Genomic DNA, 21,605 nt, shown 5'->3' with positions numbered 1-21,605 from the left:
ATAAAGTGTGAAATTGTAGACAGGTCAATAAGTCACCTTTAAAGGATATAATTGATATTAAACTCCGACTCTATGACTAGATGAACGCTCCTTTTTCACAGTGAACCAATAGGTTAAACCTACAATCATATTGACATAAAAATTAATAATAACAAAAGCTTACAGACAGTGACATTTCGGGGTATGATACCAATAATTTAAATGCATATTTATTTATACAAGAGAGTTTAGTAGTGATTATTACAAATCTTGCGACTTGGGCTTATAAGCCAGAGCTTGAAGGATTGTTATTTTTTTCCCAGAGGTTATTGGAGTTGTCTTACGACCGTTCAGACTATGTAGAAAAAAATATTAAAGTACCTCTGAAAGATATAATAACCGAGTGTTTAGAGTACATTGAACTCCAAGAGAAGGGTTTACATATTACTTCAGATACCGAGTTGAACATGTTGTATGATGAGATTCGAGAAAACATTAGAACTGATTCAGTCGTAAAAAAACTATTAAACGAAAAAGCAGAAGTTTATCTTTCAAAATTAAACGCTTCAAATGATAATAAAGAGCTTAAAAACATACTAGAATTAATTAAGTTTAAGATCCCTTCACAGCGATATCTAAATGAAGTAGTTGAACAGTTAAAAGAAGCAATCAGTACACCTAAACAAAAAAAGAAGATACAAAATTTAACTGATAAACTATATGAGTTCCTGGTTTCTTATGGGTATCAAAAAGGTACTATATACTTTTTAACAAATAGACATTTTTTTGATAAGTCTGGTATAAATAAAGTCTCATCATTAGAGGATTTAGCTGCCTTTCTTGAATACTTCGACCTTGAATATAAGGAATTTGAAGTTATTTTCACCGCTTCTAAAATATACAACGAAATATCTGAAGCTTGTAAAAACCTGAACCTTAAAATATTCAGCACTAAAGAACATGTATATAATGAAATTTTAGAAAACAAGTTTTTTAGAAATCCTAGAGATAAGAAAGTATTTCTTAGTTGTGCTAATGTAGAAGCTGTCGACTATCAACACGCGATGCGAGTTGCTGCTTCTAGGGTTGGTATGTTATCAGATCTATTAGTTGTTTTTTCGCATCGCACCAAACCATGGTTTTCCGATTACTGCCTCGTCTACAATCATAGTAAAAATCATGTTGTGAATATAAGTAAACAAACTAATATGATGTCTTCGTTAAGCGAAGCTGACTTCGCTCACACTAAAGATATTTTCCCGGTATTTTTATCTAACTTCGGTTTAGAACAAGATTCATTCAAACGTTTTATTCGAAGTGTAGAGTTACATGCACATGCTTTAGAAAATGATGAAACTGCATCACAAATTTTAAATTTATGGATATGCTTAGAGGCTCTATTAATCACGGGAAAAACGAAATCTCACATTTCAACTGTAATTGAATCCATATCCTTAATCTATTCTTTCTATGCTGTCCGCCATAGAGTCTGTGCATTAAAAGACATTTTTTTAAAGTGGAACGAAATAGAATTTCGTGCAGTAATGGGAAATTTAGGAATAATCGATGAAGAAGAAGCTATGGCTGCCCTTTTATCAGTGAAGCAGTATGAAAAAATAGCAGTAGATTTATTGTCCAAATTAGATGAGCAACCATTAATTCGATTTAAGTTCATTAACCTTGTAAATATCCTCCAAACAAGGAAAGGAATAAGTAATTTAATTGAAGAAGAAAAAAGTAAATGTGAAAAAGATCTTCGTAGAGTTTATCGAACTCGAAATAAAATCGTCCATCAAGGTGATATTAATGGGCATAAAGATTATCTCGTGGAAATGGCTCATTTTTATTTAGACTTGGTTTTATTTTCGATAATTGAACGTAAAGTATCTTTTGATGATATTAGCTCGATTGACAACTTAATCCAAGAAATGAGGATTAATATTGAATGTCATAAAAGTTACCTTAAAGAAAAAAATAAAACTGATGAGCTAGTGCCTACAGACTTTAAAAATGTATTATTTGGACCTTCATCGTAATCAGCACTTAGAAATTTAGCTCTTGCTTGAATTTGTTCTTACAAAAAAGGCCTCGCAATGCGAGGCCTTTGGTTTTCTATCTATCAGAAAAGATTAGTCGCGAAGTGCTGCGCCGAATTTCTCTGAGATTGAAGCTACGATAGCATCTACTGAACCAGCGATGTCTGCATCTTCAAGTGTGCGCTCTACAGACTGTAGGCTAAGTGCGATTGCTAGGCTCTTCTTACCTTCTTCAACGCCTTGACCAACGTATACGTCGAACAGTTTAGCGCCTGTTAGGAATTCGCCACCAGCTGCGATACACGCTTCAACGATGTCGCCAGAAGCAACTGCTTCGTCAACAACTACTGCGATATCACGACGGTTTGCAGGGAACTTAGATACGGCTACTGCTTCTGGAAGCACGCGAGTGTTGATAGCTGCCCATTCGATTTCGAATACGATAGTGCGGCCGTTAAGACCAAACTTACGCTCTAGTTCTGGGTGAACAGTACCAATGATACCCACTTCTTTGCCGTCTACTACGATAGCCGCAGTTTGACCTGGGTGAAGTGCTGGGTGCTTCGCTGCTTTGAAGCTGTATGCGATTTCGTTTGCTGAAAGCTCAAGAACGGCTTCTAGGTCACCTTTAAGATCGAAGAAATCTACAGTGTTAGTTGCAATGTCCCAGTGCTCTTCGCCACGAGTACCAGAGATAACGCCCGCAAGCATCATTTCTTGGCGCATGCCGTTTTCAGCAGTTGCTTCAGGGATGAAACGTAGGCCTGATTCGAATAGACGAACGCGAGACTGTTGACGCTTCTGGTTGTGAACAACTGTGTTTAGTAGACCTTGGATTAGGCCAAGACGCATTGCTGACATGTCCGCAGAGATTGGGAATGGCAGGATTAGCGGCTCAACACCAGGTACAACAAGCTTTTGCTGTTCTGGTTCTACGAAGCTGTATGTGATTGCTTCGTGGTAGCCACGGTCTACAAGAAGGTCACGAACGCGCTTAAGCGGTTGGTTAGCTTCTTTGTGGTCATTCATTTTAAGTGCCGCTTTAGGCGCTTGGTTTGGAATGTTATCGTAACCGTAGATACGACCTACTTCTTCAATTAGGTCTTGCTCGATTGCGATATCAAAACGCCAAGATGGAGACGTTGCCGTCCAACCTGCGTCTGTAGTCTCTACTTCACAACCTAGGCGAGTAAGAATTTCCACTACGTCTGTAGATGGGATTTCGTGACCTAGTAGGCTGTCTAGCTTAGCGCGACGCAGAGCAACTACGTTTGCTTTTGGTAGATCAGCTTCAGATTCGCTGCCGTTTACTGGCGCAACTTCACCACCACAGATTTCAACTAGAAGCTGTGTTGCACGCTCCATTGCTGCTGCTTGAAGTGTTGAATCAACACCACGTTCGAAACGTAGAGAAGAATCAGTGTGAAGGCCGTAAGCACGTGCGCGACCACGGATGTGATCCGGTGCGAAGAATGCAGCTTCAAGAAGAACGTCAGTTGTTTCAGTAGTAACACCTGAATCTTGACCGCCAAAGATACCAGCGATTGCTAGTGCTTTGTTGTGGTCAGCGATAACAAGTGTGTTGCTGTTTAGTTCAGCTTCGTTGCCATCTAGAAGTGTTAGTTTTTCGCCCTGCTCTGCTAGACGAACCACGATACCGCCTTCGATCTTAGCTAGATCAAATGCGTGCATTGGTTGGCCTTGCTCTAGCATCACGTAGTTTGTGATGTCTACAACTGGGTCGATTGAACGGATACCACAACGACGCAGTTTTTCTTGCATCCAGATTGGCGATTCCGCTTTCACGTTTACGTTCTTAACCACACGGCCAAGGTAACGTGGACAAGCATCAGTTGCTTTGATTTCAACAGATACTGTGTCTTCAATACTTGTTGCAACAGCTTCAACTGCTGGCTCTGTAACGTCTGCGCGGTTTAGTACGCCAACTTCACGAGCAAGGCCACGGATGCTGAAGCAGTCTGCGCGGTTTGCTGTTAGGTCTACGTCGATAGTTACGTCGTTAAGCTCAAGAAGCTCACGTACGTCCATACCTAGCGTTGTGCCTTCAGGCAGCTCAAGGATGCCGTCAGACTCTACGTCGATACCTAGCTCAGAGAAAGAACAAAGCATGCCGTGCGATGGAACGCCACGTAGTTTTGCTTTCTTGATTTTGAAGTCACCAGGAAGTACTGCGCCAACTGTTGCTACTGCTACAGTTAGGCCAAGACGACAGTTAGATGCACCACAAACGATGTCTAAAAGTTCTTCTTCGCCGATATCAATTTTAGTTACTTGTAGTTTGTCTGCGTCTGGGTGCTGACCGCACTCAACCACTTTACCTACTTTAACGCCGGTGAATTCACCAGCAACAGGTTCTACATCGTCAACTTCCAAACCAGCCATAGTGATTTGGTGAGCTAGCTCTTCGCTGTTAATTGCAGGTTTAACCCACTCGCGTAGCCAAGATTCACTGAATTTCATAGTTTTGACTGCCCCGGATTACTTGAATTGTTTAAGGAAACGAAGGTCGTTCTCGAAGAACGCACGAAGGTCATTTACGCCGTAACGAAGCATCGTTAGACGCTCTACACCCATACCGAATGCAAAACCAGAGTATTTCTCAGGGTCGATGCCAACAGAGCGAAGTACGTTAGGGTGAACCATGCCACAGCCTAGAACTTCTAGCCATTTGCCATCTTTACGTTTCACGTCAACTTCAGCTGAAGGCTCTGTGAACGGGAAGAATGAAGGACGGAAACGCACTTCAACTTCTTCTTCAAAGAAGTTACAAAGGAAATCGTTAAGAATGCCTTTAAGTTGTGCGAAGTTTACGTTCTCATCAACTAACATACCTTCCACTTGGTGGAACATTGGCGTGTGAGTTTGATCGTAGTCGTTACGGTAAACACGACCCGGAGCAATGAAGCGGAATGGCGGTTTGCCGTTTTCCATCGTACGGATTTGAACACCAGAAGTGTGCGTACGTAGCATTAGATCAGGGTTGAAGAAGAAAGTATCGTGATCAGTACGAGCTGGGTGATCGTCTGCGATGTTTAGTGCATCAAAGTTGTGGAATGCATCTTCGATCTCAGGGCCAGACTCAGTGCTAAAGCCAAGCTCACCAAAGAACTGTTCGATACGCTCAACTGTGCGAGTAACTGGGTGAAGACCACCGTTCTCAATGCGACGACCTGGTAGGCTCACATCGATAGTTTCTTCAGCTAGTTTCGCTTCAAGCTCTGCACGTTGTAGTGCGTCTTTGCGAGCTGCGATCGCTTGTTGAACAGCACCTTTCGCTTTGTTGATCTCTTGACCAGCAGTGCGACGCTCTTCAGGTGGAAGTTTACCTAGGCTTTGTAGTTGAAGAGTTAGTTCACCCTTCTTACCTAAATACTGAACTCGCACTTCATCAAGTGCGACTAACGAATCTGCTGTATCAATAGCAGTCGTTGCATTAGCAATGATCTCTTCTAGATGTTGCATCATTTCCTCATCTACCAGTTGGTAGTGTCCGTATCGGATGATTAGTTTTTTTAGATAGCTACACATAGTAATCAAACACGCAACCAATGCCAAATTGAATCGTTAAAAGAGCAAGTTATTGACTAAAAACACGGCAAATTTAACAGGATATTAATGAGTAGTAAGAGGAAGTGGCACAAATACGAGTGCCACTCCTTTGTTTAGAAGTGAGCGGGGCTCAAGATTTACAGAGAGCTGAGTTCTGAATCTCTAGTGAACCGAGATCTAAAACTAAAGCGAACTTAGATCTGAACTTGAAATAAACCAGTTTTAAATCTGAATCGAACAAACACTGTTTTTACCTGCGTTTTTTGCTAAATAGACGGACTCATCGGCGGCTTTAATTAACTCGTTCATTGAGCCGAATTCTTGGGTTATTTCAGCCACACCGACACTAATACTGCCAATCCAAACTTGATGACTGGTTTCAACCTCTAATTCAGACACTTTCTGGCGAGCCGTTTCCGCGATGTGCATGCCACCTTTGAGGTCGGTGTTAGGGCAAATAACCAAGAACTCATCGCCACCTAACCGGCAAACAATATCATCATTACGGAACGTATTTTTCAGTTCACGCGAGAGGGTTTGTAGCACCAAGTCACCGGCATCATGCCCACTTGTGTCATTAATGCGCTTGAAGTTGTCGGCATCAATCATAATGCACACTAAAGGAATACCAAGTTCTTTGGAGTCTTGCCAATGTAGCGCTAACTGTTTAAAGGCACTGCGGCGGTTAGGCAAATGAGTGAGTGAGTCTGTTAACGACAGTTCTTCAAGCTTCTTACTCGCTCGTTTCAATTCTGCCGTCCGTTCCTCGACTTTGTCTTCGAGTAACTGATTGAAGCGTAACAACTGTTTGTTTCGTTCAGAGACTTGTTCAAACAGGCCGTTAAGCGCAGCCAACAGCGGGACAGTCGCAGAATCTTGCTGCTTTTCTTCTGCTTCAAAGGCTTGTAGAGGTGTTGCACCCTTTTCTATCGCGGTCATTTGTCGCGCCATGTTTTGATCGATGCCGAGGATGTGGTAAGCAAGCCAATGGATGAGGAAGTCCAATAACTGCCGTGCTGACACCTGATCTTCTTCCAAGATGAAAGCTTGCATAAACACACGATGCGCTTTGATGTGTTCTTCAATGTGTAACTGATGTACACCGCAATCTCTCATCAAAGATTCTTCTTCTTTAAAGTGAAATTCGGCATAGCGTGTGAGATCAAGTAAAGCGATGTTAATGTCGTCTATAGAGATTGTATTCTCTGACAAAAGATTTCCGTAGTGGTTGATAAAACCAACAAGGTATTGATGTTGTTCATCTACAACACCAATGCCCGTTTCAAAGTTTTGATCCCAATTAAATAAACTCATAGATCCCTTAGGGCCGATACCACCAGCACGATTTACATGCATATTCGGAGGTTATAGATATTCGAAAAATATAACCATCTTACCTGTGGGACTATTCGATTATTTGCTCTATTTTATAAAAAGATGACGTTGAACATTATAAATATAGCGCGTCTTAATTCTGAGACGCCTCCTTTAACAAGAACGCCCCACCAAACTAACACTAGAAATAATATTCCAACGCTACCTCAACAAAATCATCCTTTCGAGCGAAGAACAATAAGTCTTCTGGGGTTTCGTTCTCAAACAACCAAGCGTTTAATCGCCACTTCAGGTTGTTGTTGATTCGGCTTGATGCTTCCAACTTGGCACTGTAGACATCGCTGTTATCTAAATCTTGGGTGATGCCCGTAAGTACTTCGGTGCCGTCTTCATCATTCAAGGCAAAACGCGCGCCTAAGAACACATCGTTTTGGCCGATGGTTTGAGCATTGTTGCCTCGGCTGTCATACAGGTATTCCGCAATGAAGCCGATGTCCCAGTACGATTCAAGCGCTCCAACCCAAGTGTATTCAAAGCCTGTTGCGACGCCTGTGTGGTTGTCGTAACTATCGCGATAAATGCTTTCCAGCTTCCATAACCAGTCACCGATAATGCCCTGCACATCCAGTCCGAAGTGCTGCATTTGCGCGTAGTATGGCTTGAGTTGGTTGCCTTGCACACGGTAATAAGGGTCGCGGTTTGTGCCGCCCAAATAACTTAAACCGACATCCCAATCACCGTACATTTGGCTATAGCGCAGCGCCACATCGACGTGTTTTTCTTCTCGCGAAGATTCGTAAAGCGCATCGTTCGATACTGGCACGGTTGGTCTTAAGCGTCCGTCTTCGCCTGCAAAGGTACGTTCACGAAAATACGGCAGTAACATGGCGTCGATGGCTCCCCAGTCTTTTATCGAGGTGAAGTGCACCATTGGCTGACCTAGCTTGGATTCGCCATCGACCGATTCAATAGCGTCGGTTTGGTTTACCACATCCACTAAATGCGCCGATTCGGTCACGCCCCAAAACACTTTGCCTAAACCCGCCCGCAGTTCGTAGTCATCCCAGTAGGTGAGATACAAGGCTTCACGAATATCACCATGAGTTCGTTCATCGTCTTCACTGTCTAGGCGATAAAACGGGGTGAAGGTAAAACTGCCGTTGCCCTCTTGTTGTTCCCAATAAAACTCTGGCTGCAAAACCAGTGAGCTTTGCCCTTTATCTTGCCCTTGTAAGCCGTCGCTAAAAAACTGCCTGTGTTCAAGGTTAACCTGCCCTGCGAGCTGTGGGCTAATCTGTTCTACGAACTCAGAGCTAAATCCAGCCGCCACACATGGTAACGACACCTGCATGAGTCCAACTGTCGCTGCCAAGGTTAAAGATAACTGCGTTCCTGTTAACACAATCCTTTTCATATTCTTGCCTTACTTTGCACGTTTCAGTGTGTTTTTCTGGAAATCTTTGTCCTTAAGACCGGTCTGGAACGCTAAATCTGTCGTGGTTAAAACGGTACTTTTTCCTGTTTGATGGTTTTGCATCGACATGGTGTGCGCGCGCCAGTATTGGTTTAGGTATTGTTTGTAGTCTTGGAACGACAGGGTTTTCAGCAATGCGCCTTTACGGTCGTAAAACTCCACTTGAACGGGGCGGTAATATTGTTGGTCTAGCCATACTTTCTGCTTGGTATAGCCAGAGTTTTTGTCGGTAGGAACTTGCTCTAAAACAAAGGTATCCACACCTTCAATTTTGGCGTCTTCAATGTAGTTGAAGGTGTACTTTTCTAGCTCAAACGAGCTTAAGTCTTCGTAAGCAAATTCACTGCCCATAAACGGGCCCGACTTGTTACGTGAAGAGATGCGTTTTACACGTTTCAGAGCAGGCAGATACAACCATTGTTCATCAGATTTAGAGATGTGTGAATGGTTTAAGAAAGCCGTGCCTTTTACATCACGTGGCTCATCAAAAATGGTTAAGCCTTTGTCACCATCGTCATCCACTTCTAATGACTTCAATCGCATTAGACGTGTGCTGCTTTCGCCCTGTTTGTTGCGAAGTAGCATCTCCATGGTCGCGACAGAATCGCCCCACCCCATATCCACGGCTTTGCGTTGCTCGGCTATTTCTAGGCCTTTAGCTGGGTCTGCTAATGCTGGGAAAGCTGCCAACGTGCTCAGCGTGAATAATGTAGTAACGAATGATTGTTTAACGCTTTTCATAAATATCTCCTTGAGTCAGCCCACCGCAGCAGGCTGACGATTCCTTATTTGGTTGAAGCAGACAGTTCGCCAGTCGAGCTAGGCTGGGACTTAGTGTCAGGCTTGTTTGAATAGTGAGTCTGTTTGTCGAAGATCATCAGCAAACTCGGTAGCAAGATGAAGTCGACCACCAGCGCAATGAAAATCACAATCGCGCTGAGCAAGCCCATATCGGAGTTGAGTCTGAAGCTCGACATCGCCAACACTGAGAAGCCCGCCACAAGCACGACAGTAGTGATCCACAATGCGCGTCCGACGGTGTGAAAAGCGTATCGGACCGCTTCTTCTGCTGATTTCCCTTCCATTCTGGCGCGCTGGTATTTACTCAAGAAGTGCACCGCATCATCAACCACGATACCCAACGTGAGCGTGACCACGACTGATAAACCTAGGTTGATTTCACCGGAGATGAGCGCCCATAAACCAAAGCCAATAATCGCCGGGGCAATATTTGGTACTAGGCTAATCATGCCTAAGCGAACTGAGCGCAATGCAAAAATCATCAAGCCAGAGATAAGCACTAAGGTGATAGGCAAAGTTGATAACATGCTTGCCATGTTGGTTTCGCCAATGTGAGCAAACATCAGTGATGGGCTCGACGCGACTACTTCATACTGAGGTGCATTGGCTGCAAACCATGAGTAAATGCGCTCTTCGAGTTCCACCAATTCCACACTGCCTAGGTTATCGACCGTGAGTACCATTTTGATCGATGACTTATCGACGTTGATCTGGTTGTTCAAGTCCAAGCCATACGGCAGAGACATCTCGTAAAGCAGTAGGTATTGCGCGGCTAGCTCTCGGTTAAGCGGTAGCTGGTAATAGCTGTCATCATCGCCGTGCATGTTCTTATTCAAACGCATGTAAACATCAGAAAGTGTTGCGACATGGTCGGTTTCAGGTTGGACGCGTAGCCACTCAGTAAAGTCACCAATCGCTTGCAAGAACACAGGATCAGCAATCGCTTGAGACTCGTTGGTTTTCACTGCGATGCTGAGGGTCGTCATGCCACTTACGGTCTCTTCCATGAAGTCGGCCGCTTGTCTGAATTCGCTTGAGGTATCGAAATACTTCACCGATTCATCGTTCACTTTGTTGAGTGGAATTAACGCAGCAGCACCGACAATCACAAGAGTTGAAACAGGCAGCAGTGCTTTACGGTTCGCAACGACAAAGTCACCGAGCTTATCCATAAAGGTGACTTTGTCTGCCGCCTTAGGATTGGCAGATAGACGTTTAACTGGCAGCAGTTTTAACAATGCAGGCAACATAGTTACAGATAGGAAGCACGCGATGAGTACGCCTAGTGCCGACAAGTTACCGAAGTCTCTTAATACTGGAGAATCCGACATGTTCATCATCAAGAAGCCGATCGCAGTGGTCACTGAGGTGATTAGAATCGGCATCGCATTGAGCTTGATGCTGTATTGAATGGCTTGTGCTTTCTCCATACCGCGCTGCATCGCTTGTCTCATGGTCACAATCACGTGAACACAATCGGCCACCGCCAAAGTCAAAACCAAGGTTGGAACATTCACGGTTGCGGTGCTCAAGAACATCCCTGCCCAACCGGATAAACCCATGGTGGCGACAATTGAGGAGATGATCACAATAAGCGTGGCCACCACACTAAAGAACGAGCGCAGCATAAAGGTCAGGAACACCAGCACCACCAACAGCATTAAGGGAACCAGCGTTGAGCTATCTTCTTGAGCCGAAGTCATAAACGCGTTGTTCATGACGATGATGCCCGCTTTATGGAACTCAACATTTGGGTACTGAGCTTGGTACTTGCCAATCATGGCGTTGATGGCCGCAATCACCTCTTGCACTTCCGCGGTTTTATCCACTTCTGGCAATTGCACAGTGACGTTCACAATGGTCACATCGCCAGAGGCTGACACTAAGGCATTCTTAAGCAGTGGTTCGTTGAGGGCGATCTGTTTGACTTTGGCGATGCGCTCGGGCGTATGCTCGTATTCTTCATACAGCAGGTCTTCCACTAAGAGGTCATCTTCAACGGCTTCGGTATGCTGATAATTGGCCAGCGAATCGACACGGCTTGAGTATGGGATCTGCCACGCATCGACCGTGAGGTTTTGAATTAAGGTGAGTGTTTCTGGGGTGAAGACATTGCCGCCTTCAGGTGCGACAACAATCGCGAGGTTGTCGGTTTTCGCAAAGGTAGTTTGGATTTCATCGAACGCCATCAACTGTTTGTTGGTGCCTTCGAAGAAGATGTTGTAGTCCCCTCTAAAGTAAAGGTTCTTTGCCCCTAATGCAGAGAGAATGATGATTGAAAAAACCACCAGCAGAACGATAAACGAACGCTTGGTCGGTATTGAGTGCCAACTGTTATTTAGATCCCCGTTTACGCTATCGACGTTACGGTTATCTCGATTTTGGTGATCGAAAGCTGGCTTCTGGCTGTCATGTTCCATCACAGTCTCCATTTGTGACGATTCGTCATAGTTGTGTCTTAAAAAGCCAGCTGAAGCTGACAAAAACACAATTCTTAGTCATATACTCAAGAAAACCAAAACCACACTAGGCTAAACTTAAGTTTATGACGAATCGTCACTAATGGTTATTAATAAACCCACATGAGTGGGCTTAATGGAAGCTATCGACCTACAGATTCTAAGTAGGCAATCTCTTCACTGAACAGTTCTTGTTCTACTCGACGCCAAGTTTTGCGGTAGTCCCAATCAGTAGAAAGAGGCTGCCAGTTGAGGCCGTCTAGTAGCATGTTCGCGTTGTATAATACTGAATACGGGTCTTGTAACCGCTTAATACAATGACTGTTTGAAGCATTCTGTGACAAGGCATTTGAACCAAATGCGATTGACCAGTTTGCAAACACGATGGCGTCTGAACCCATACCAGAAGGGAATTTTAGGTCACCAGCATCGACTGCTTGGTTAACCATTAAATCGGCTTGTTCAATCACCAATTCTTCCAGTTCATTCATCTCGGCTACGCGTGCACTAGACGCTTTCTCTAGTACCCACGGGCTTTTTGCCATGATCGCACAAGTTGATAGTACCGGCTCCATGCGAACATAGATTCGGTAAGCAACGTGTAATGCAACGACCTTTTCGCGTGTGTTGCCTTCAAACTCTCCAGAACGAGCAAACATTAATGCTTCGGCCTTTAAAGAGTGAATACACAAGGCTAAAACTACGTCTTCTTTGCTGCAAAAGTGATTGTATATTGTACCTTTTGAATAAGAACTCGCGGCCGTTAGCTTATCCATCGTCAGGTTTCCGAACCCTTGCTCTCGAACCAGATCTTTTGCTAACAACATCAATTCTACTTCTCGGTCTGCGATAGACTGCTGCTTTTTAGACAACACGCCTTTGCAACCAAAGATACCTTGTTTATCGCCTTTACAACCAAAGCCAAACATAATTTCTCAGTCCGTATTTTAGCTTAGCTATCATCTAAGCTTCGCCAGTATTTAAAGCACTCCTATCCAATATATTAACACGAATAGTAAATTCATGTAGTTAACCATTTTATGACGCTTCGTCATTTCTGACTTATCGTCATAATAGCGCAAATATTGATCATATCAAGGTGTTTTATAAATTAAATACAGTTTATGAATAGATAGATAAGGGGATGGAGAGTCGATAAGACAATCATCAATAGTCGACCTTGAGAGAAGACCTTAAAAGAACGCCTGTATTTTGACCAACAGAATGCGAAAGCGAATTGGTCATTCTTAACCTAACAAAAAATGTCGGCACTTTACGCTGTTATGCGTATTCATGCCCAATGGTTCCTAGCTTAAACTACAAGAATGAATGACTGTAGGCTTACTTTATGGGGCAGACGTCTCCTTATGGTCAATATTTGGCTTACTAATGTCGTTTTCTGTTAAGTTGCTATAAATTCGGTAAGGGGTGACTTACAATAGTGACAACGACTTACCTTTTTTGAGAACACGATATTGAGCGCCAAATATTCTTATTTAGCTTGGCAAGTGAATACTTCTAGCCCTGCAGAAAAGCTGGTTTTATTGATGCTTGCAGACGGTGCTGACGAATTCGGCTACACCAATGTGTGCCTACAAACAGCAGGTCAACTTTGTGCTCTCTCTACGTTTGGTTTAGCCGACTGTCTTAAGTGTTTAGTCGACCAAGGTTTTCTCGATAAGGTGAAAGTAGATTATCGAGATAAAAAAGAGATTCACGTTTTCAAAATGCTCATTGAGCAAGAGCAAGCTGCGGTGCACGTTGAGGTTCAACCGACCAATAGTATTCCGGTCTACTCTACCGCACCTGCACCTGCACCTGCACCTGCACCTGCACCTAAGTTTCAGCCTGCTCCGGCGCCAATGCAACACATGCAACAGGCCCCTCGCCCACAAGGCCGAGGCTCAATGAACAGCAACACCGTTTCAACGCATGATTTGGATGAAGAGATCATTCCAACATGGGCGGAACGTGCGTTTAAATTCTCCGGCCTTGCTGGTGACCATAGTTTAGTATGGAAAAAATTTGTCCTCTGGTATAAAGCCAAAGCCAATGAACTAATGCCAATATCACGCATCGAATCTAAGTTGCAGTACTGGTTAGTTAACGAGAAGCAAAATGAAAGACAACAACAGCAGAAGACCTCTCAATATTCAGGAAATGCAGGACAAGCTCAAGGAAATGGGTATCGACAAAAGCTTAGCCCATCTGAACGCTTCAGGCAGCAGCTCATTCAAAAAGGCAAAAAGCCAACCTTCTGAGCCAGCTCAACCTGTTGTACCTGACGCTACAGGTCCATTAGTACCTGAAGTGATTGAAGCGCAAAGTACCGAAGTGAAAGTAGCGGCTGCACAAGCTGCGGATTCTGGTGCGTCTCAACAAGTGCCTGTTGTTGATCAAGATCCTACAGAATTAGAATTAACGGATTGGTGTATTCACGTGTTTGGCTCTTTCTTGAGCGTTTACGAAACACAGTGGGAATATCAGTACGGTAGTGAGCCAAGCGGTAAGTTCATCGAGTTTGCTAACTCTGTTGATTCAGACGGCCTTAACCGCGTGCTAATGCACTGTCACGAGCGTATTCAGCTTGGCAACAGTTGGCCGCCGCAAATGGGTGAGCTTTGGATCCTAAAAGATTCTCTAACGGAAGAAGAGTTGCTGGATAGCCGTATCCGTGTGTTGTCGCGCACTGCGGTGAACAAGATTGAAAAATGGTTAATCCAAAACAAACTGTACGACTTAAAGCGCACCGCGGAAAACAAGTTGGATGGTCTGTTTAAGAAGTACTACTTGGAAGCGAAGCGTTTAGATGAGAAAGGCATGCTAGAAACGGAGTTGCCACAATTCCTGCTTGCCGCTAACTCAGTGAAGAACCTAAACGATTTAAAACGTGAAGAGTACGAAAGCCAACACGGCAAAGCGATTAACCCAAGAATCCAGCGTATTCTAAACAGTAAAAAGTAACCGTCCGCTAGCTACCTGTTAGAAGAAAACAGAGTTGCGATTACACGGTTAACCGATACAAAAATGCCAGCTATCAAGCTGGCATTTTTTATGAATTCTTACGAACTCTTTAACGACTATCCGACCGTTATTTACGATCGTTTTACTGATTAATTACAGTAGGTGGATAGTTGCGTTTAGAGAGAAAACGCCTGCGTCGTCATCTTTCATTTTGAAGTTTTGGTAGCTAGCGCCTACAGATAGTGGACCGAAGATGAAGTATTCAGCGCCTACAGCGTACATGATATCAACATCGTCTTGCTTGAAGTTATCGCCTTTCACTTCGTAAGAGTGAAGACCACCCTTCGCGTATACGTGAAGAGGACCGAAGTCGATGCTTGGTTTGATCGCTAGGTAAGCTGTGCTTACGTCAACACCTTGTTTAGCACGGTTGCCGTAGCTAACGTTGTCGAAAGAACCTAGGTCCCAGTAACCCGCTTCAACACCAATTAGTGGAAGGATACCTGTACCTACGTGGATGCCCACCGCATTTTCATCTTCACCAGCGAATGAGTTTTGACCACCCATTACACCGCCGTACAACCAAGAATCAGCCATTGCTGTTGAAGATGCACCTAGTAGTGCTAGTGCCAATAACGTTTTTTTCATATTCGACCTTTTTCGTCCTAGTGGCAGGCCTTGAGTGGTAATAAATTGCCACCAAGTCGCCCTGTATGTAATAACTATTCAATTAGTAATGCAATAAGCAAGATTTATACCCAAACCTTGCCATTGCGTCTAGCTTTATTCCTTTAGCAAGCATCAATCGCGTTTTTAACACGCTTATCTGATACTGGGTAAGGCGTACCGAGCTGCTGTGCGAAGAAGCTTACACGAAGCTCTTCTATCATCCAACGCACCTCTTTTACATTTTCTGGAACCGCGATCCCTTTTGGAATTTTATTCAGCAGTTCTTTGTAATCATTCATTACTGACTCAACTTTGATCATGTGAAGACGATCTTTGTTCGGGTCAATTGGCAGTTTTTCCATGCGGCGTTCAATCGCTCTCATATAGCGTAGAATATCCGGCAAGCGTTTCCACCCACATTCTGTGGCAAAACCCTTAAAAATCAAACCTTCTACTTGAGCTTTTATGTCAGAAAGTGCGAATGCCATAGAAAGATCCACGCGTCCTTTCAGCTTTTTACTGATGCTGAATGCCGTGGTTAGGATGGTTTCAACCTGTTGAGCAATCTCAACTACGGTATCACCTAGCTCTGCACGCACGTGTTCTTTCAGTGCTTCAAACTGCTCTGGTTCCCAAACCAAACCGCCCTTCTCTTCAATCAGCTTATCAATACCACAAGCGATACAGTCATCGATAAGATCGAGCACCTGTCCGTATGGGTTGAAGTACAAGCCAAGTTTCGATTTGTTCGGCAAATTCGAGTGCAAGTATTTGATCGGCGATGGTACGTTCAACAGGATTAAACGACGCTGACCCGATTTCATTGCCGAGATCTGCTCTTGCTCGGTTTCGAACAGTTTGATCTCTACGCTGTCTTTGGTATCCACCAACGCAGGGAAGGCTTTAACATCGTAGCCGCCGCGCTTCTGTTGGTAGACTTTTGGCAATTCACCAAAGCTCCACGTGTGCAGGTTCTGCTGCTCGATATCGTCGTCTGCTACTTTAGAAAGCGTTTCTTGAACCTTATCTTTCAGGCTCTCTTTCAGCTCATGCAGATCTTTCTGTTCTTTCAGCTTACGCTTGCGATGATCGACAGCGCGGAATGTTACCTTTAAGTGCTCTGGAATCTGGTCTAACTTCCAGTCATCACGTACCACTTCCACACCCGTCATGCGGCGTAGCTCTTTCTCAAGAGAATCCAGTAACGGTGCTTCAAGTGGTGTCACGCGAGCCAAGAATGCATCAGCGTAGTTTGGCGCAGGCACAAAGTTACGGCGTAGCGTTTTAGGTAACGACTTAATCAAGCTAATCACTAGCTCTTGGCGTAGACCTGGGATCTGCCAATCAAAACCGTTCTGGTCGATCTGGTTCAAGATAGGCAGCGGAATGTGTACCGTTACACCATCGTTGTCGTCGCCTGGCTCAAATTGGTAGCTCAGTTTCAGCTTGATACCGTTTTGATGCCAGAAGTTCGGGTAATCCAGATCGGTAACGTGGCTAGCATCGCCTCGGAACAGCATCGACTTTTCAAAGTTAAGCAGCTCAGGGGTTTTCTGACTGGTCTTCTTCCACCATGTATCAAAGTGACGACCAGAAACCGCTTCTTCGCCCACACGCTGGTCATAGAAATCGAACAGTTCATCATCATCGATCAAGATGTCACGACGACGCGATTTATGCTCTAGCTCTTCGACTTCTTGTAGAAGCTTACGGTTCTGCTTGAAGAAAGCGTGTTTGGTTTCCCACTCACCTTCTACCAACGCGCTACGCACGAACAACTCGCGGCTGACGGTGGCATCAATCGCGCCGTAGTTCACAAGGCGTTTAGGTACGATTGGGATTCCGTAAAGCATCACTTTTTCGTGTGCCATTACCGCTGCTTGTTTCTTCGACCAATGTGGTTCGCTGTAGCTACGTTTAATCAGGTGTTTCGCTAGCGGTTCAATCCATTCAGGTTGAATCTTCGCGATAACACGCCCCCAAAGTTTTGAGGTTTCCACCAGCTCAGCAGACATGATCCACTTAGGCTGTTTCTTAAATAGGCCTGACGCAGGGAAGATGTGGAAACGCGCATTACGTGCACCTTGATACTCATTCTTCTCTTGGTCTTTCATACCGATGTGCGAAAGCAGACCTGATAGCAGTGACATGTGAATGCCATCGTAGCTGCCCGGTTCTGTATTCAACTTAGTATCCAGCTCACGCATTGCTTGGTGAATTTGGAAGTACACATCTTGCCATTCACGGATACGTAAATAGTTGAGGTAATCTTGCTTACACTGTTTGCGGAACTGGTTACTCGACAGCGCTTTTTGCTGCTGCTTAATGTAATCCCATAGGTTCACAAACGTGATGAAATCAGACTCTTTATCGAAGAAGCGCTTGTGCTTGTCATCAGACGATTGTTGCTTATCTGATGGACGCTCACGCGGATCTTGAATCGACAACGCAGACGCAATCACCATCACTTCGTGTAGGCATCGGTTACGTGGCGCTTCAATCACCATACGCGCTAAACGTGGATCGATAGGTAGCTTCGCGAGCTTACGACCAATCGCCGTTAGCTTCTTCTTGTCATCGCCGTGGTTCTTATTTTTGTTTGCAGCTGGTTCAGCTGTTGCGATCGCACCCAACTCTTCAAGCAGTCTTACACCATCTTGAATGTTGCGCTTATCGGGCGCTTCAACAAATGGGAACGCTTGAATGTCGCCTAGGCCTAGCGCTGTCATCTGAAGGATAACCGATGCTAGGTTAGTACGAAGAATCTCTGGGTCGGTAAACTCTGGGCGTGATTCGAAATCTTCCTCTGAGTACAGGCGAATACAGATACCTTCCGCAACACGACCACAACGACCTTTACGCTGGTTAGCACTCGCTTGAGACACTGGCTCAATCGGTAGGCGTTGTACCTTAGTACGGTAGCTGTAGCGGCTGATACGCGCCGTACCCGGGTCGATAACATACTTGATGCCCGGAACCGTTAACGAGGTTTCTGCCACGTTGGTTGCCAGAACGATGCGTCGACCAGTGTGAGACTGGAAGATACGGTTCTGCTCACCCGCCGATAAACGCGCGTAAAGCGGAACAATTTCAGTATCACGAAGGTTGCGTTTACTCAATGCATCTGCGGTATCACGAATCTCTCGCTCACCGTTCATGAAGATCAAGATATCGCCAAGGCCTTCATCACACAGCTCATCAACGGCTTCAAAGATGCCTTCGATTTGGTCGCGGTCTGAATCACTTTCATCACCACCTAATGGGCGGTAACGCGTATCTACTGGGTAAGTACGGCCAGAGACTTCAATGATTGGTGCATTATTAAAGTGCTTAGAGAAACGCTCAGGGTCGATGGTTGCCGACGTGATGATCACTTTCAGATCAGGACGCTTTGGCAGCAACTCTTTCAGGTAACCCATGATGAAATCGATGTTCAGGCTACGTTCGTGCGCTTCATCGATGATGATGGTGTCGTACTGATTTAAGAATCGGTCGTGTTGAATTTCCGCCAGCAGAATACCGTCGGTCATCAATTTGATTTGGGTGTTGTCAGAAATCTGGTCGTTGAATCGAACCTTATAACCAACGAACTCACCCAGCTGTGTTTCCATCTCTTCAGCAATACGGTTCGCAACCGAACGTGCAGCAAGACGACGTGGCTGAGTGTGACCAATTAAGCCAAAGCGGCCGCGGCCAAGCTCAGAACAGATTTTTGGTAACTGAGTCGTTTTACCCGAACCGGTTTCACCCGCCACGATAACCACTTGGTTTTCAGCAATGGCTTTCGCGATGTCTTCGCGTTTTTGGCTAACCGGTAGAATTTCTGGGTATTCAATCGTTGGTTTCTGTGCCGCACGCTGAGTTGCCGTCATCATCGACTTAGCAATGTCTAACGCAATCTCATCAAAGACAGCGTGCTTAGCTTGTTCGTTCTTAATTTTGCTCGCACCAGCAATTCGCTTACTCAAACGGAAGCGATCGCGCATCATACATTCGTTGAGCGCTTTACGAAGAGAGGCTGGGCTATTCTGAGATGATTTGTTGTTTGTCGCTGATTGATCAGCTTTTTTGGTATTTGATTGTTCAGCAGATTTCTTCGATGCAGCTTGGTTTGGTTTCGCTTTGCTCTGTGAAGAACTTGGCAGTGCTGCATTCTTGTTGTTATCTGCTTTTTCCGGAGACGAAGTCAAAGCGTGTCCTATTCTTGTACTTATTAAACTCGCGCGATTATATCACAAGTCTCAAACAAAAAAGCCTGACAGCAAAGGGAAAACCTTTTGCTATCAGGCTGATTAATATCGCGAACACTCGCAGGAGCTATGAAAGCGAGGTCAAATGTAAGTCGTACTTAGTCAACTACGGCTAAAAACGACATTTCAAAACTAACCTTAGAACTCGTACTGGAAGTAAACCGTGTTGTAGTTACTGCCACCTTTGATTCGTCCGAACTGGGATGCGTTTTCAAAGATTGCAGAACGGTGATGCAATGAATAACCGAACCATAAGTTGTTCAAGTCATTCTTACCAATCAAGTCGCCGACGTTGACATCGAATGAGAAGTCTAAGTAGTTCAACAGATGGCTTGCGGTGTAACCTTTACGGTCCATCTCAGAGCCTTCGATGTAGGTAATCGAATCGATGTAAGACATACCTTCTGCCACACCAACACGCCACTGAGTTGGCCAATCAAAGGTGTAATACGCTTTGATTGCGATAATGTATTCGGTGCTGCTTGATTGAACGTCTGAACTCCAGTGGTGCGCAATACCTGGCGTTAGGTAAATGTCCAACGGGAAGCCGAAGATCTCATCGGTTAACGGGTGTCCATAGAAGAACGAGGTCAACTGGTTGTTGTATTCGTCTTTCTCTGTATTGAACTTCATGATGTCGCCAATATTGGATGGCGTTGCCCAGCCGTGTGCGACACGTAAATACGGCGCATTGCTCAGCTTAGGTTTCGGCGCTTTCTCTTTGTCGTTAAAGAAGCCAAAGCCAAGGTACAACTCACCTTGATAACGATCTTCAACAATCGACGAGTCGTAAGCGTTATCGTCCAATCGAGTCACACTGGTTGAACCCAATAAGTACAAGTTTGAAACCACATGGTAACGCGTTTCAACACCAACATTTAAGTCAACACCGGCACCGATGGTTTCATTAGACGCGGAGTAATACTCACTGTTGAAGTCAGCACTTTTATAACGAAGTGTCGCGCTCGGGTAAAACTCCCAATCTCCGGTTTCATACTTAGCTTTAGCACGTAAGTTACCGTGGAAGTTGTATTCACTGTCGCTCATTAATTCCGTCTCAACTGACCAAGAATCATCAAGTTGGTAGGTCAGTTGAGCACCGAAATCCACCGTATCGCCTTCAATCGCGTTCTGCTCAGATGCCGGGATATCAATAAAGCGCATGCGAGAGATAGCATTGAAAGACCACTTCTCATCGTCAGTTTGATAGAGGTATGCCCCCATCTCAGTACCGTCAATAAACACATAATCGTTCTTGAAAAACAGCATCGGTACGAATGAGCTAACCGATTGGTCGCCACCAGACGTGTCATAAGGGATGCTCGCAGTACGGAACATAGCAGCGATGCCCCACTCTTGCTCTTCAGCGGCCCACGCATTAGCACTTACGAAAATGCCACTTAGGAAAGCGCTACCTAGTAAAACCAATCCAGATGACGGAAGAGTCGGTAAATAATTGAGCTTCATTCTTGTGTAATTACTCTTTGAAAAAAATATTGTGTTACTGATTAGACATTTATTAACCATGACGGCTAACTATTTTTAGGTTTGCTCGGCATTGACCGTTACAATGTAGAATATTCTCGGTTAAATGAAAGTATTGTGAAAGTCTCCGAATTACAAAACATTATAGATCACTTACCCAAAGATTCCGATCCAGATATTGTTATGGGTGAGGCGTGGTTGCCCGAGCGTTTGGTGGATACCAACCTAGATGGTGACATGCTATTTCTTGAATTCGATAATGCCCCTGAAGACAATCAAGGGGATGAAGAAGGCCGTGGCTTTGTTGAGCACGAGATTGCTATGATTCGAGAAAAGCTCGAACTGTTGTTAGACGAGCCTTCTGATACCAAGACCAAAGCCGATGCTCTATTGGCAATATTTCTAATGGGTCATGAACTTTCTAGCTCGGAAGTTATCGAAATACTTGAATCAACAGAACTTGAATCAACAGAATCTGACTCAGTAGAACTTGAAGCATCAACGCTTGAAACCACAAAGCCAGACACGAACAAGCTCGAAACAAAAGAACACCACGACGACTAACCACCAACGATTTTAGGTA

At 44.6% G+C, this 21,605-nt stretch carries 14 protein-coding genes; 4 read left to right on the top strand and 10 right to left on the bottom strand.

Going from position 1 to position 21,605, the window contains the following annotated elements; translation table 11 throughout:
* Window positions 1-233 precede the first annotated feature (233 nt).
* Window positions 234-2,015, top strand: coding sequence for a HEPN domain-containing protein (locus MSG34_RS24255; RefSeq protein WP_248337692.1), 1,782 nt, complete (start codon window positions 234-236; stop codon window positions 2,013-2,015).
* A gap of 93 nt (window positions 2,016-2,108) precedes the next feature.
* Here MSG34_RS24255 and pheT read toward each other — a convergent pair whose 3' ends face one another.
* From pheT to MSG34_RS12675, 7 genes are all read right to left on the bottom strand, one after another.
* Window positions 2,109-4,496, bottom strand: a complete 2,388-nt coding sequence (gene pheT, locus MSG34_RS12705; protein WP_248337690.1) for a phenylalanine--tRNA ligase subunit beta — start codon at window positions 4,494-4,496, stop codon at window positions 2,109-2,111.
* Between the two features lie 18 nt (window positions 4,497-4,514).
* Window positions 4,515-5,498 carry a phenylalanine--tRNA ligase subunit alpha gene (gene pheS, locus MSG34_RS12700; protein ID WP_004734764.1) on the bottom strand — a complete coding sequence of 328 codons (984 nt, stop codon included), beginning with the start codon at window positions 5,496-5,498 and terminating at the stop codon, window positions 4,515-4,517.
* A gap of 309 nt (window positions 5,499-5,807) precedes the next feature.
* Window positions 5,808-6,899 (bottom strand): GGDEF domain-containing protein, encoded by a 1,092-nt coding sequence (locus MSG34_RS12695; RefSeq protein ID WP_248337688.1) that lies wholly within the window; start codon window positions 6,897-6,899, stop codon window positions 5,808-5,810.
* Window positions 6,900-7,101: 202 nt separating this feature from the next.
* The gene (locus tag MSG34_RS12690; RefSeq protein WP_248337687.1) at window positions 7,102-8,334 is read right to left on the bottom strand and encodes a hypothetical protein; all 1,233 of its coding nucleotides are present in this window, start codon (window positions 8,332-8,334) and stop codon (window positions 7,102-7,104) included.
* A gap of 9 nt (window positions 8,335-8,343) precedes the next feature.
* Complete coding sequence (locus MSG34_RS12685; protein WP_248337685.1) at window positions 8,344-9,135, bottom strand: outer membrane lipoprotein-sorting protein; 792 nt, start codon at window positions 9,133-9,135, stop codon at window positions 8,344-8,346.
* A gap of 44 nt (window positions 9,136-9,179) precedes the next feature.
* Complete coding sequence (locus MSG34_RS12680; RefSeq protein ID WP_248337683.1) at window positions 9,180-11,678, bottom strand: MMPL family transporter; 2,499 nt, start codon at window positions 11,676-11,678, stop codon at window positions 9,180-9,182.
* Between the two features lie 119 nt (window positions 11,679-11,797).
* Window positions 11,798-12,583 (bottom strand): TetR/AcrR family transcriptional regulator, encoded by a 786-nt coding sequence (locus MSG34_RS12675; protein WP_048611674.1) that lies wholly within the window; start codon window positions 12,581-12,583, stop codon window positions 11,798-11,800.
* A gap of 546 nt (window positions 12,584-13,129) precedes the next feature.
* Here MSG34_RS12675 and MSG34_RS12670 point away from each other — a divergent pair.
* Together MSG34_RS12670 and MSG34_RS12665 are read left to right on the top strand one after the other, a co-directional pair.
* On the top strand, window positions 13,130-13,915 hold the full coding sequence (locus MSG34_RS12670; protein WP_248337681.1) for a hypothetical protein: 786 nt from the start codon (window positions 13,130-13,132) through the stop codon (window positions 13,913-13,915).
* A complete protein-coding gene (locus tag MSG34_RS12665; RefSeq protein ID WP_248338171.1) occupies window positions 13,836-14,618 on the top strand; it encodes a hypothetical protein in 783 nt (260 codons plus the stop codon). Before MSG34_RS12670 ends, MSG34_RS12665 begins: the two co-directional genes overlap by 80 nt.
* A 153-nt stretch (window positions 14,619-14,771) precedes the next feature.
* On the opposite strand, the gene MSG34_RS12660 is transcribed toward MSG34_RS12665, so the two are convergent.
* The 3 genes from MSG34_RS12660 to MSG34_RS12650 form a co-directional block, all read right to left on the bottom strand.
* Window positions 14,772-15,266 carry an outer membrane beta-barrel protein gene (locus tag MSG34_RS12660; protein WP_017107497.1) on the bottom strand — a complete coding sequence of 165 codons (495 nt, stop codon included), beginning with the start codon at window positions 15,264-15,266 and terminating at the stop codon, window positions 14,772-14,774.
* A gap of 143 nt (window positions 15,267-15,409) precedes the next feature.
* Entirely contained in the window at window positions 15,410-19,477 is a 4,068-nt protein-coding gene (hrpA, locus tag MSG34_RS12655; protein ID WP_248337679.1) for an ATP-dependent RNA helicase HrpA, read from the bottom strand.
* A gap of 198 nt (window positions 19,478-19,675) precedes the next feature.
* Window positions 19,676-21,004 carry a MipA/OmpV family protein gene (locus tag MSG34_RS12650; RefSeq protein ID WP_248337677.1) on the bottom strand — a complete coding sequence of 443 codons (1,329 nt, stop codon included), beginning with the start codon at window positions 21,002-21,004 and terminating at the stop codon, window positions 19,676-19,678.
* Between the two features lie 81 nt (window positions 21,005-21,085).
* On the opposite strand from MSG34_RS12650, the gene MSG34_RS12645 reads away from it, so the two are divergent.
* Complete coding sequence (locus MSG34_RS12645; protein WP_248337675.1) at window positions 21,086-21,586, top strand: hypothetical protein; 501 nt, start codon at window positions 21,086-21,088, stop codon at window positions 21,584-21,586.
* The last annotated feature ends 19 nt before the right edge of the window (window positions 21,587-21,605 follow it).

Origin of the sequence: Vibrio sp. 1CM2L (assembly GCF_023161695.1) — a bacterium.
Classification (GTDB): Bacteria; Pseudomonadota; Gammaproteobacteria; order Enterobacterales; family Vibrionaceae; genus Vibrio; species Vibrio coralliirubri.
Note: the sequence above shows the minus strand (reverse complement) of the source record. Positions and strands in the feature narration are given on the sequence as shown.

Bases quoted from the DNA above. Each gene is read 5' to 3' on its own strand.
- MSG34_RS12660 (WP_017107497.1), bottom strand. From the start codon at position 15,266: ATGAAAAAAACGTTATTGGCACTAGCACTACTAGGTGCATCTTCAACA.
- MSG34_RS12650 (WP_248337677.1), bottom strand. From the start codon at position 21,004: ATGAAGCTCAATTATTTACCGACTCTTCCGTCATCTGGATTGGTTTTA.
- MSG34_RS12685 (WP_248337685.1), bottom strand. From the start codon at position 9,135: ATGAAAAGCGTTAAACAATCATTCGTTACTACATTATTCACGCTGAGC.
- MSG34_RS12695 (WP_248337688.1), bottom strand. From the start codon at position 6,899: ATGAGTTTATTTAATTGGGATCAAAACTTTGAAACGGGCATTGGTGTT.
- MSG34_RS12690 (WP_248337687.1), bottom strand. From the start codon at position 8,334: ATGAAAAGGATTGTGTTAACAGGAACGCAGTTATCTTTAACCTTGGCA.
- MSG34_RS12675 (WP_048611674.1), bottom strand. From the start codon at position 12,583: ATGTTTGGCTTTGGTTGTAAAGGCGATAAACAAGGTATCTTTGGTTGC.
- pheS (WP_004734764.1), bottom strand. From the start codon at position 5,498: ATGCAACATCTAGAAGAGATCATTGCTAATGCAACGACTGCTATTGAT.
- MSG34_RS12665 (WP_248338171.1), top strand. From the start codon at position 13,836: ATGGGTATCGACAAAAGCTTAGCCCATCTGAACGCTTCAGGCAGCAGC.
- pheT (WP_248337690.1), bottom strand. From the start codon at position 4,496: ATGAAATTCAGTGAATCTTGGCTACGCGAGTGGGTTAAACCTGCAATT.